Genomic DNA, 11830 nt, shown 5'->3' on the forward strand with positions numbered 1-11830 from the left:
ACCATCGGCAGCGGACGGCCCCGCCCTGAGCACCGGAGGCGTCCGGCCGGCTGGGCGGTGAGGCTACGCTTCCGCAGCATGTCCGCCGACAGCGCCGCCGCAGCGCCGCTCGCCTTCGAGCGCCAGCCGCACCCCAGCCCCGTCCCCGAGGCTGACCGGGCCGCCGTGCTGGCCGACCCGGGCTTCGGCAAGCACTTCACCGACCACATGGCGCACGCGGTCTGGACCGCCGCGGGCGGCTGGGGCGAGGCCCGCGTCGAGCCCTACGGCCCCCTGCTGCTCGACCCGTCCGCCGCCGTCCTGCACTACGCGCAGGAGGTCTTCGAGGGCATGAAGGCCTACCGCTGGGCCGACGGCTCGGTGTGGACCTTCCGCCCCCGGGCGAACGCCGCGCGCTTCGCGCGCTCGGCGCGCCGCCTGGCCCTCCCGGAGCTGCCCGAGGCCGACTTCCTCGCCTCGCTGGAGGCCCTGGTCTCGGCCGACGAGGCGTGGGTGCCCACCGGCGGCGAGACCAGCCTGTACCTGCGGCCGTTCATGTTCGCCTCCGAGGCCTTCCTCGGCGTGCGCCCGGCGGCGAAGGTCGACTTCCTCGTCATCGCCTCCCCGGCGGGCTCGTACTTCACCTCCGGCCCGCGGCCGGTGAAGCTGCTCGTCAGCCGCACCTACACCCGCGCCGCCGCAGGGGGGACCGGCGCCGCCAAGTGCGGCGGCAACTACGCCGCCTCGCTGCTGGCCCAGCAGGAGGCCTACGCCGCCGGCTGCGACCAGGTCGTCTTCCTCGACGCCGCCGAGCAGCGCTGGGTCGAGGAGCTGGGCGGCATGAACGTCTTCCTGGTCACCTCCGACGGGCGCCTGCTGACCCCCGAGCTCTCCGGCTCGATCCTCGAGGGCGTCACGCGCGACTCGATCCTGGAGATCGCCCGCGACCTGGGCCTGGAGCCCGTCGAGCAGCGCATCGCCCTCGACGACTGGCTCTCGATGGCCGCCTCCGGCGAGGTCACCGAGGCCTTCGCGTGCGGCACGGCGGCCGTGGTCACCCCGATCGGCAGCTTCGTCGACGGCGGCGACACCAAGCCCGCCGCGGCCGACGCCGACTCCGCCGGGAAGATCACCGAGGCGGTCCGCTCCACCCTGCTCGACGTCCAGTACGGCCGCGCCGAGGACCGCCGCGGCTGGATGCACCGCCTGGTCTGAGGAGACCCACGATGAGCACCCCGACCCGTCAGACCAGCCCGGCGGCGGACCCGACGACCGGCGCTGTGCAGGTCTACGACACGACCCTGCGCGACGGCGCCCAGCAGGAGGGCCTGAACCTCTCCGTCGCCGACAAGCTGGCGATCGCCGCGCACCTCGACGAGCTCGGCGTCGGCTTCATCGAGGGCGGCTGGCCCGGCGCCAACCCCCGCGACACCGAGTTCTTCGCCCGGGCGCGCACCGAGCTCGACCTGCGCCACGCGGTGCTCGCGGCGTTCGGCGCCACGCGCCGCGCCGGCGGCTCGGCCGCCACCGACCCGCAGGTCCAGGCCCTCCTCGACGCGCAGACCCCCGTGGTGACGCTGGTGGCCAAGAGCCACGTGGGCCACGTGAAGCTGGCGCTGCGCACCACCGAGGACGAGAACCTCGCCATGGTGCGCGACACCGTCGAGCACCTCGTCGCCCACGGCCGCCGGGTCTTCCTCGACGCGGAGCACTACTTCGACGGCTACGAGCTCGACCGCGACCACGCCCTCGCCGTCGTCCGCACCGCCGTGGAGGCGGGCGCCGAGGCCGTCGTCCTGTGCGACACCAACGGCGGGATGCTCCCGCACCAGGTCGAGGAGGTCGTCGCCGCGACGCTGGCCGCCTCGCCGGAGGGCACCCGCGTGGGGATGCACGCCCACAACGACTCCGGCTGCGCCGTCGCCAACTCCCTGGCCGCCGTCCGCGCCGGGGCCACGCACGTGCAGGGCTGCGTCAACGGCTACGGCGAGCGCACCGGCAACGCCGACCTGGTGGTCGTCGCCGCCGACCTCGTGCTCAAGCTGGGCCGCCCGGTGGTGCCCGCGGAGTGCCTGCGCGAGGCCACCCGCATCGCCCACGCCGTCGCCGAGATCACCAACGTGGCGCCCTACGCGCGCTCGCCCTACGTCGGCGCCAGCGCCTTCGCGCACAAGGCGGGCCTGCACGCCAGCGCCATCCGCGTCGACCCCGACCTCTACCAGCACACCGACCCGACGGCCGTCGGCAACGACATGCGCATGCTCGTGTCCGACATGGCCGGGCGCGCCTCGATCGAGCTGAAGGGCCGCGAGCTCGGCCACGACCTCGCCGGCGACGACGACGTGCTCTCGCGCGTGGTCGCCCGCGTCAAGGAGCTTGAGCTGGCCGGGTGGACCTTCGAGGCCGCCGACGCCAGCTTCGACCTCCTGCTGCGCGAGGTCCGCGACGGCGCCCGCCCCTCGTACTTCGAGGTCGAGAGCTGGCGCGCCTTCATCGAGCACGGCAAGGGCACCGGCCCGACGTCGGAGGCCACCGTCAAGCTGCACGCCGGCGGGCGCCGCCTGGTCGCCACCGGCGAGGGCAACGGCCCGGTCAACGCGCTCGACGCCGCGCTGCGCCAGGCGCTGATCCCGGTCTACCCGCAGATCGCCGGGCTCGACCTCACCGACTTCCGGGTGCGCATCCTCGACGCCGACGCCGGCACGGACGCCACCACCCGCGTGCTCATCGACACCACCGACGGCCGCGCCACGTGGACGACGGTCGGCGTCGCCCCCAACCTCGTCGAGGCCTCCTGGCAGGCGCTGGTCGACGGGATCACGTACGGCCTGCTGAAGGCCGGGGCGTCGGCGGGCGCGTCGACGGCGACCCCTGCCACCGCCTGAGGCCCTCCTCGGGATGACCCCCGCGGGCGCGCGCCCGGCCGGGCCCGCGCCAGCGGCGGTCAGCGCGCGCCGGCGCGCACCTGGTCGACGCCCCGGTTGGCGAGGGCGTCGGCGGCCTCGTTGCCCGGGTCGCCGGCATGGCCCTTGACCCACTTCCACTGCACGTCGTGCTCGGCGACGGCAGCGTCGAGCAGGCGCCACAGGTCGGCGTTCTTCACCGGCTGCTTGGACGCGGTGCGCCACCCGTTGCGCTTCCACCCGGCGATCCAGCTCTGGATGCCCTGCATCACGTAGGTGGAGTCGACGTGCAGCAGCACCGTGGAGCGGCGGTTCAGCGCGCCGAGCGCCTCGATGACGGCGGTCAGCTCCATCCGGTTGTTGGTGGTCGTCGCCTCCCCGCCGAAGAGCTCCTTGGTGTGCCCGCCCGAGCGCAGCAGCGCCCCCCAGCCCCCGATGCCGGGGTTGCCCTTGCAGGCGCCGTCCGTCCACATCTCGACGACGGGCTGCTCGGCGGTCTCGGGGCTCTGCTCGCTCACGCCCGGGAGGGTACGGGGCGCCCACCGGACGCGAGCGCCCCGTCGCAGCCGGGAGGAGCGCCGGGCGCGGCCGCACCTAGGCTTGCCGGGTGCGCATCACCAGGTTCACGACGGGAGACGAGCCCCGCTTCGGGCTCGTCGAGGGCGAGCCCGGCGAGGAGGTGATCCACGTCGTCGTGGGCGACCCGCTCTACGCGCCGCTGCAGCCGACGGGCGAGCGCGTGCCGCTGGCCGACGCCCGTCTGCTCGCGCCGGTCATCCCGCGCAGCAAGATCGTCGGCATCGGCCGCAACTACGCCGACCACGCCCGTGAGATGGGCAACGAGCTGCCCGAGAAGCCCCTGATGTTCCTCGTGCCGAACACCGCGGTGGTCGGCCCGGGCGACCCGGTGGTGCTCCCCGAGGGCTCCGAGCGCGTCGACTACGAGGGCGAGCTCGCCGTCGTCATCGGGCGCGTCTGCAAGGACGTGCCGGAGGACCGCGTCGCCGAGGTCGTCTTCGGCTACACCGTCGCCAACGACGTCACCGCCCGCGACTGGCAGAAGGGCGACGGGCAGTGGGCCCGCGCCAAGGGCTTCGACTCCTCCAAGCCGCTCGGGCCGTACATCGTCCCCGACCTGTCGCTCGAGGACGTCGAGGACCTGCGCCTCACCACCCGCCTCGACGGCGCGGTGGTGCAGGACGGCACCACGAAGGACATGGTCTTCGGCGTCGCCGAGCTCGTCATGGCCGCGAGCCGCGCGTTCACGCTGCTCCCGGGTGACGTGATCCTCACCGGCACCCCCGCCGGCGTCGGCGAGCTGCGCGAGGGCCAGCGCGTCGAGGTCGAGGTCGAGGGCATCGGCACCCTCAGCAACCCGGTGGTGCGGCGGTGAGCGCGACGACGACGACGGGCGCGGCGCCCAGCCCGGTGCGCGTGCGCATCGCGCCGTCCCCGACCGGCGTGCCGCACGTCGGGTTCCTGCGCACGGCGCTGTTCAACTGGGCCTACGCCCGGCACACCGGCGGCACCTTCGTGCTGCGCATCGAGGACACCGACCTCGCCCGCCACAGCGAGGAGAGCTACCACCAGATGGTGGAGGCGCTGCGCTGGCTGGGCCTCGACTGGGACGAGGGCGTGGAGGTCGGCGGGCCGCACGAGCCGTACCGGCAGTCGCAGCGCAGCGAGCTCTACGCCGACGTCCTCGCGAGGCTCGTCGAGGGCGGGTACGTCTACGAGTCGTTCTCCACCCCGGAGGAGGCGGCCGAGCGCCGTCGCGCCGCGGGGGAGGACCCCCAGCGCGGCTACGACAACGCCGACCGCGACACCACCGACGAGCAGAAGGCGGCGTTCCGCGCCGCCGGCCGCCAGCACGTGTGGCGCCTGCGGATGCCCGACGGCGACCACTCCTTCCACGACCTGGTGCGCGGCGAGGTGCGCTTCCCGGCAGGGTCGGTGCCCGACTACGTCGTCGCCCGCGCCGACGGCACGCCGCTGTACACGCTGGTCAACCCCGTCGACGACGCGCTGATGGGCATCACCCACGTGCTGCGCGGCGAGGACCTGCTCTCCTCCACGCCCCGGCAGCTGGCGCTGTTCGACGCGCTCAAGGCCATCGGCACGGCGCACGTCACGCCCCTGTACGGGCACATGCCGTACGTCATGGGCGAGGGCAACCGGAAGCTGTCCAAGCGCGACCCGGAGTCCAACCTCTTCGTCCACCGCGACCGCGGCTTCCTGCCGGAGGGGCTGCTCAACTACCTGGCGCTGCTGGGCTGGTCGATCGGGCCCGACCGCGACGTCTTCACGCCCGCGGAGATGGTCGGGTCCTTCGACATCGCCGACGTCGTCGCCAGCCCGTCGAGGTTCGACCTGCGCAAGGCCGAGGCCATCAACGCCGCGCACGTGCGCCTGCTGGCCCCCGACGACTTCCGCGACCGGGTGCTGGCCCGGCTGCAGTCCGACGGCGTGCTGCCGGCCGAGCCGTCCGAGCGGGAGCTCGAGGTGCTGACGGCCGCGGCGCCCCTCGTGCAGGAGCGGATGGTGCTCCTGGGCGAGGCCGCGGGCATGCTCGGCTTCCTCTTCGCCGCCGACGACGCGGTGGCGGTGGAGGACGACGCGCGCGCCTCCCTGCGGCCCGAGGCCGCCGACGTGCTGGACGCCTCGCTGGCCTCCCTCGAGGCGCTCGAGGGGTGGAGCACTGCGGAGATCGAGGCGGCGCTGCGCGCGGCCCTGGTCGAGGGGCTCGGGGTGAAGCCCAAGTTCGCCTTCGCGCCGCTGCGCGTGGCCGTCACCGGCCGCCGCGTCTCGCCGCCGCTGTTCGAGTCGATGGAGCTGCTCGGACGCGCCAGCTCGCTGGCGCGCCTGCGGGCGCTGCGCTCGTCGCTGGGGTGAGCAGCACCAGCGGCGCGGCCGTCCCCGATGACCGCGCCGCCCGGGATGCGCCGGCTGCGTGGGTCGACCCGGCCGTCAGGGCCGACCTCGCCGTGAGGTGGGGACCCCGGCCGTACCCGCAGCTGCTGCGGGGGCCGGGGTACCGGTGGTGGCGGCCCTGGTGGGGCTCGCCGTCGCCGCGGCGGGGGTGGCGCTGCTGCTCCTGGGGTTCTCGGTGGCCGTCGGCGTCGTGTCGCTCGTCATCGGTCGGCTCCCGACCGACGAGGAGCTGCTCACCAGCCCCTGGGCGTTCCTGGGGACCAACCTCCTCCTGGCCGCGCTCGTCCCCCTGGCGTGGCTGGCGGTCTGGGCGGGCCACGGCGTCCGCCCGCGGTGGCTCTCCTCGGTGCGGGGCGGCCTCCGGTGGCGCTGGCTGCTGCTCTCCGGGGTGCTGCCCGCCGCCGTCGTGCTCCTCGGCGTCGGTGGGCTCGGCCTGCTCGGGGTGCTGGCGGGGGAGCAGCCGTTCGGCTCGGGCGACCAGCGGACGCTGGCGACGACGGCGCTGCTCCTGGCCGTCGTGCTGCTCACCACGCCCCTGCAGGCGGCGGGGGAGGAGTACTTCTTCCGCGGCTGGATGAGCCAGGCCGCGGGCGCGTGGTTCCGCGCGCCCGCGGTCGGCGCCGTCGTGGCCGCGCTGGTCTCCGCGGCGCTGTTCGGGCTCGCCCACGGCGACCAGGACCCGTGGCTGTACGCCGACAGGTTCCTGTTCGGCCTGACGGCCTCGTACCTGGTGTGGCGGACGGGCGGCCTGGAGACGGCGATCGCCTTCCACGCCGTGAACAACGTCGTCATCTTCGTGCCGACGATCGTCGCCGGTGGGCTCGGGGACGCCCTCGAGACCACGAGCGCGTCCCCGTTCCTGGTGCTGACCGACGTCGTGGGCTTCGTGGTGATCGCCGTGGGGACGGCGTGGCTCGCCCGTCGGAGGGGGCTGGTTCGGCTCACGGTCCCGCCTCGGGTAGAGTCTTCCCTCGGCGCGGTCACGAGGCCCGGCTCCGGCCGGTAGTCGTGGCGGTGTCAGTGCTTCGAACGCTCGAGACGCGAGTCACGAGCATTCGGTGGGATATGGTGTAATTGGCAGCACAAGGGATTCTGATTCCCTTAGTCTAGGTTCGAGTCCTGGTATCCCAGCGGCCCCGTTGTGTAGTGGCCTAGCACGCCGCCCTCTCAAGGCGGTAGCGCGGGTTCGAATCCCGTCGGGGCTACATCGGAGGCCCGGTGCGCAGATGCGCACCGGGCCTCTTCTGCGTCCCCAGGCGCTGCCGCCGCGGACCGCAACCAGGCGCTCGGCTGCGGTTCCTGACCTCTGGCGAACCGCAACGAGGCGCTCGACTGCGGTTCTGGGGGCTGTGCGAACCGCAACCAGGCGCTCGGCTGCGGTTCCGGGGGTCGTCCGAACCGCAACCAGGCGCTCGGCTGCGGTTCCTGACCCCTGGCGAACCGCAACGAGGCGCTCGGCTGCGGTTCCTGACCCCTGGCGAACCGCAACGAGGCGCTCGGCTGCGGTTCCTGACCCCTGGCGAACCGCAACGAGGCGCTCGGCTGCGGTTCTGGGGGCTGTGCGAACCGCAACGAGGCGCTCGGCTGCGGAACGGGGTGGGACCTCGGCGGTCAGGCCGTGCGGGCGAGCGACTCGGTCAGCCGCGTCGCCGCGGTCACCACGGCCTCGGCGTGCGAGCGGCCCGGCTGGCGCCCCAGGCGCTGCAGGGGGCCGGACACCGAGACGGCGGCCACGACCCGCCCCGAGGGGGAGCGCACCGGCGCCGAGACCGACGCCACGCCGTCCTCCCGCTCGGCGGCGGAGGAGGCCCAGCCGCGGCGCCGCACGGCGGCGAGCCCGGCGGCGGTGAAGGCGGCGCCCGCGAGGCCCCGGTGGAGGCGCTCGGGGTCCTCCCAGGCCAGCAGCACCTGGGCGGCCGAGCCCGCCAGCATCGACAGCGACGCCCCGACGGGCACCGAGTCGCGCAGGCCCGGGCCGGGGCGGTCGGCGGCCGCCACGCAGACCCGCAGGTCTCCCTGGCGGCGGTACAGCTGCGCGCTCTCGTGGGTGCCGTCGCGCAGGGCTGCCAGCACGGGGCCGGCGCTCGCCAGCAGCCGGTCCTCGCCGGCGGCCGCGGCCAGCTCGCCGAGGCGCGCGCCGAGGACGAACCTGCCCTGCAGGTCGCGCGCCGCGAGGCGGTGGTGCTCCAGGGCGACGGCCAGGCGGTGGGCCGTCGGGCGCGACAGGCCGGTGGTCGCCACGAGCTGCGCGAGGGAGGCCGGGCCGGCCTCCAGGGCGGCGAGCACCGCGACGGCCTTGTCCAGGACGCCGACTCCGCTAGACTTGTCCACGGCTCGATACTCCCGTCTCGCATGCTGAGAGCGCAACCGAACGCGCGGCAGCTGCCCGGCGGGCGACAGGTTCGTGGTGCTGATGCTTCGGAGGACGCTGTGGGACGCACGCTGGCGGAGAAGGTCTGGGACGCGCACGTCGTGCGCCAGGGAGCGGCGGGTGAGCCCGACCTGCTCTACATCGACCTGCACCTGATCCACGAGGTCACCAGCCCCCAGGCCTTCGACGGCCTGCGCGAGGCCGGCCGGCCGGTGCGCCGTCCCGACCTGACGATCGCCACCGAGGACCACAACATCCCCACGGTGGACATCGACAAGCCCATCGCCGACCTCGTCAGCCGCACCCAGGTCGACACGCTGCGCCGCAACGCCGCGGAGTTCGGCGTGCGCATCCACTCCCTGGGCGACCTCGACCAGGGCATCGTGCACGTCGTCGGCCCGCAGACCGGCCTGACCCAGCCGGGCATGACCGTCGTCTGCGGCGACTCCCACACCTCCACGCACGGCGCCTTCGGCGCGCTGGCGTTCGGCATCGGCACCTCCGAGGTCGAGCACGTGCTCGCCACGCAGACGCTGCCGCTGGCCCCGTTCAAGACCATGGCCATCACGGTCGACGGCGAGCTGCCCGAGGGCACCACCAGCAAGGACATCATCCTCGCGGTGATCGCCAAGATCGGCACCGGCGGCGGCCAGGGCTACGTCCTGGAGTACCGCGGCGAGGCGATCCGCGCGCTGTCCATGGAGTCGCGCCTGACCGTCTGCAACATGTCGATCGAGGCGGGCGCCCGCGCTGGCATGATCGCGCCCGACGAGAAGACCTTCGCCTACATCCAGGACAAGCCCCACGCCCCCAAGGGCGCCGAGTGGGACGCCGCCGTCGAGTGGTGGAGCACGCTGAAGACCGACGACGACGCCGTCTTCGACGCCGAGGTCGTCATCTCCGCGGCCGACCTCGAGCCCTTCGTCACCTGGGGCACCAACCCCGGCCAGGGCGTGCCGCTGAGCGCGTCGGTGCCCGACCCCGAGCAGATGGCCGACGCCGGCGAGCGCGCCGCGGCGGAGCGCTCCCTGGAGTACATGGGCCTGGCCGCCGGCACCCCGATGCGCGAGATCGCCGTCGACACCGTCTTCATCGGCTCCTGCACCAACGGCCGCATCGAGGACCTGCGCATCGCCGCTGACGTCCTCAAGGGCCGCAGGGTCGCCGACGGGGTGCGCCTCATGGTGGTGCCCGGCTCGGTGCGCGTGCGCCTGCAGGCCGTGGAGGAGGGCCTGGACCAGGTCTTCCTCGACGCCGGTGGCGAGTGGCGCGGCGCCGGCTGCTCCATGTGCCTGGGCATGAACCCCGACCAGCTCACCGTGGGGGAGCGGGCCGCCAGCACCTCCAACCGCAACTTCGAGGGCCGCCAGGGCAAGGGCGGGCGCACCCACCTCGTCTCGGTGCCCGTGGCCGCCGCCACCGCCGTCCGCGGCACCCTGTCCAGCCCCGCCGACCTCGCTCCGGCCGCCCAGCCGGCCCTGGTCTGAGCCGACCCCTCCGGAAGAGGAGCAGAACCGTGGCCCTGGAGCCCTTCACCACCCACACCGGCGTCGGCGTGCCGCTGCGCCGCAGCAACGTCGACACCGACCAGATCATCCCGGCGGTGTACCTCAAGCGGGTCACCAAGACCGGCTTCGAGGACGGCCTCTTCGCCGCGTGGCGCAACGACGAGTCGTTCGTCCTGAACCAGGAGCCCTTCCGCGCCGGCTCGGTGCTGGTGGCGGGCCCCGACTTCGGCACCGGCTCCTCCCGCGAGCACGCGGTGTGGGCCCTCAAGGACTACGGCTTCCGCGTCGTCCTGAGCTCCCGCTTCGCCGACATCTTCCGCGGCAACTCCGGCAAGCAGGGCCTGCTCGCCGGGCAGATGGCGCAGGACGACGTCGAGCTGCTGTGGAAGCTCCTCGAGAACGAGCCCGGCGCGCAGGTGACCGTCGACCTCGAGGCGCGCACCGCCACCTGCGGCACCTCGGTGTTCTCCTTCCAGGTCGACGACTACACCCGCTGGCGCCTCATGGAGGGCCTGGACGACATCGGCCTGACCCTGCGCCACGAGGACGCGATCGACGCGTTCGAGGCCGAGCGCCCGAGCTGGAAGCCCAAGACGCTCCCGGTGCTCTCCTGACGGCTGGCTGAGCAGCGTCCGACGGGGCGGGGCGGTGATCGCGGAGTGAGTCCGCGGTCACCGCCCGTTCTGTCCGGGTGCAGACCTGGTGCAGACTTGCTCGACGCCCGGGCTGCCGCCGGGACGGCGCGGCGCTGGACCGAGCGGCACCAGCCGCCGGGGGGCGAACACGAGGGGACCGATGAGCAGCACTCTGACCGTGACCGGAGGCGTGCCCCTCAAGGGCACCGTCGCCGTGCGGGGCGCCAAGAACTTCGTGACGAAGGCGATGGTCGCGTCCCTGCTGGGTGAGACCACCAGCCGCCTGCGCAACGTGCCGGCCATCAGCGACGTCGCCGTCGTGCGGGGCCTGCTGGAGCTGCACGGCGTGCGCGTGTCCGAGGGCGCCGAGGACGGCGAGCTCGTGCTCGACCCGGCCGACGTCGAGGTGGCCGCCGTGGCCGACATCGACGCCCACGCCGGCTCCAGCCGCATCCCGGTGCTTTTCTGCGGCCCGCTCGTGCACCGCCTCGGCGAGGCGTTCATCCCCGACCTGGGCGGCTGCCGCATCGGCGACCGGCCCATCAACTACCACCTCGACGTGCTGCGCCAGTTCGGCGCCGTGGTCGACAAGCGCCCCTCCGGCATCGCGCTGACGGCTCCCCGCCGGCTGCGCGGCACCCGGCTGGAGCTGCCCTACCCCAGCGTCGGCACCACCGAGCAGGTGCTGCTCACCGCGGTGCGCGCCGAGGGCGTCACCGAGCTGCGCAACGCGGCCGTCGAGCCCGAGGTCCTCGACCTCATCGCGGTGCTGCAGAAGATGGGCGCGATCATCAGCGTCGACACCGACCGCGTGATCCGCATCGAGGGCGTCGACTCCCTCACCGGGTACGAGCACCGCGCCCTGCCCGACCGCATCGAGGCGGCCTCCTGGGGCGCGGCGGCGCTGGCCACCGGCGGTGACGTCTACGTCGAGGGCGCTCGCCAGCCCGACATGATGACCTTCCTCAACACCTTCCGGAAGATCGGCGGCGCCTTCGACGTCGACGACTCCGGCATCCGCTTCTCCCACCCCGGCGGCCCGCTGCGCTCCATCGCGCTCGAGACCGACGTGCACCCCGGCTTCATGACCGACTGGCAGCAGCCGCTCGTCGTGGCCCTCACCCAGGCGCAGGGCCTCTCGATCCTGCACGAGACGGTCTACGAGAACCGGCTGGGCTTCACCGACGCCCTCGTGCGCATGGGCGCCACCATCCAGGTCTACCGCGAGTGCCTGGGCTCCACGCCGTGCCGCTTCGGCGCGCAGGACTTCCGCCACTCCGCCGTCGTGTCCGGGCCCACCCGCCTGCAGGGCGCCGACATCACCGTGCCGGACCTGCGCGGCGGCTTCAGCCAGCTGATCGCGGCGCTCGCCGCCGACGGCACCTCCCGCGTGCACGGCATCGACCTCATCGACCGCGGCTACGAGCACTTCGCCGACAAGCTGTCCGGCCTCGGCGCGCAGGCCGTCCGCGAGGAGTAGCCGGGCCGACCCGGCCGCAGCCG

The 11830-nt window shown here is 74.0% G+C and carries 10 protein-coding genes and 2 tRNA genes; 10 read left to right on the forward strand and 2 right to left on the reverse strand.

What is annotated here, in order from left to right:
* Window positions 1–78 precede the first annotated feature (78 nt).
* The gene (locus F1641_RS02330) at window positions 79–1194 is read left to right on the forward strand and encodes a branched-chain amino acid aminotransferase (RefSeq protein ID WP_194902842.1); all 1116 of its coding nucleotides are present in this window, start codon (window positions 79–81) and stop codon (window positions 1192–1194) included.
* 11 nt (window positions 1195–1205) lie between these two features.
* A complete protein-coding gene (gene cimA, locus F1641_RS02335) occupies window positions 1206–2864 on the forward strand; it encodes a citramalate synthase (protein WP_194902843.1) in 1659 nt (552 codons plus the stop codon).
* Window positions 2865–2923: 59 nt separating this feature from the next.
* Here the strand turns inward: cimA and rnhA are convergent, their stop codons facing one another.
* Window positions 2924–3355, reverse strand: a complete 432-nt coding sequence (gene rnhA / locus F1641_RS02340; protein WP_194903314.1) for a ribonuclease HI — start codon at window positions 3353–3355, stop codon at window positions 2924–2926.
* Between the two features lie 134 nt (window positions 3356–3489).
* On the opposite strand from rnhA, the gene F1641_RS02345 reads away from it, so the two are divergent.
* From F1641_RS02345 to F1641_RS02365, 5 genes are all read left to right on the forward strand, one after another.
* On the forward strand, window positions 3490–4275 hold the full coding sequence (locus F1641_RS02345; RefSeq protein WP_194902844.1) for a fumarylacetoacetate hydrolase family protein: 786 nt from the start codon (window positions 3490–3492) through the stop codon (window positions 4273–4275).
* The gene (gltX, locus tag F1641_RS02350) at window positions 4272–5774 is read left to right on the forward strand and encodes a glutamate--tRNA ligase (RefSeq protein ID WP_194902845.1); all 1503 of its coding nucleotides are present in this window, start codon (window positions 4272–4274) and stop codon (window positions 5772–5774) included. Before F1641_RS02345 ends, gltX begins: the two co-directional genes overlap by 4 nt.
* 148 nt (window positions 5775–5922) lie before the next feature.
* Window positions 5923–6819 carry a CPBP family intramembrane glutamic endopeptidase gene (locus F1641_RS02355; protein ID WP_194902846.1) on the forward strand — a complete coding sequence of 299 codons (897 nt, stop codon included), beginning with the start codon at window positions 5923–5925 and terminating at the stop codon, window positions 6817–6819.
* 53 nt (window positions 6820–6872) lie between these two features.
* Window positions 6873–6944: transfer RNA gene (locus F1641_RS02360), tRNA-Gln, on the forward strand.
* Window position 6945: 1 nt separating this feature from the next.
* Window positions 6946–7018 (forward strand) — tRNA-Glu (locus F1641_RS02365).
* A gap of 406 nt (window positions 7019–7424) precedes the next feature.
* On the opposite strand, the gene F1641_RS02370 is transcribed toward F1641_RS02365, so the two are convergent.
* On the reverse strand, window positions 7425–8144 hold the full coding sequence (locus tag F1641_RS02370; protein WP_194902847.1) for an IclR family transcriptional regulator C-terminal domain-containing protein: 720 nt from the start codon (window positions 8142–8144) through the stop codon (window positions 7425–7427).
* A gap of 99 nt (window positions 8145–8243) precedes the next feature.
* On the opposite strand from F1641_RS02370, the gene leuC reads away from it, so the two are divergent.
* The 3 genes from leuC (at window position 8244) to murA (ending at window position 11807) form a co-directional block, all read left to right on the forward strand.
* The gene (gene leuC, locus F1641_RS02375; protein WP_194902848.1) at window positions 8244–9671 is read left to right on the forward strand and encodes a 3-isopropylmalate dehydratase large subunit; all 1428 of its coding nucleotides are present in this window, start codon (window positions 8244–8246) and stop codon (window positions 9669–9671) included.
* A gap of 35 nt (window positions 9672–9706) precedes the next feature.
* Window positions 9707–10306: a 3-isopropylmalate dehydratase small subunit gene (leuD, locus tag F1641_RS02380; protein ID WP_194903315.1), complete on the forward strand. Its 600-nt coding sequence runs from the start codon at window positions 9707–9709 to the stop codon at window positions 10304–10306.
* A gap of 181 nt (window positions 10307–10487) precedes the next feature.
* Entirely contained in the window at window positions 10488–11807 is a 1320-nt protein-coding gene (murA, locus tag F1641_RS02385; protein WP_194902849.1) for a UDP-N-acetylglucosamine 1-carboxyvinyltransferase, read from the forward strand.
* Window positions 11808–11830 lie beyond the last annotated feature (23 nt).

Origin of the sequence: Quadrisphaera sp. INWT6 (assembly GCF_015390235.1) — a bacterium.
In the GTDB taxonomy this organism is placed as follows: Bacteria; Actinomycetota; Actinomycetes; order Actinomycetales; family Quadrisphaeraceae; genus Quadrisphaera.

What these genes read in the sequence shown, in the direction of transcription:
- cimA (WP_194902843.1), top strand. Translation starts at nt 1,206, where the DNA reads ATGAGCACCCCGACCCGTCAGACCAGCCCGGCGGCGGACCCGACGACC.
- F1641_RS02330 (WP_194902842.1), top strand. Translation starts at nt 79, where the DNA reads ATGTCCGCCGACAGCGCCGCCGCAGCGCCGCTCGCCTTCGAGCGCCAG.
- rnhA (WP_194903314.1), bottom strand. Translation starts at nt 3,355, where the DNA reads ATGTGGACGGACGGCGCCTGCAAGGGCAACCCCGGCATCGGGGGCTGG.
- murA (WP_194902849.1), top strand. Translation starts at nt 10,488, where the DNA reads ATGAGCAGCACTCTGACCGTGACCGGAGGCGTGCCCCTCAAGGGCACC.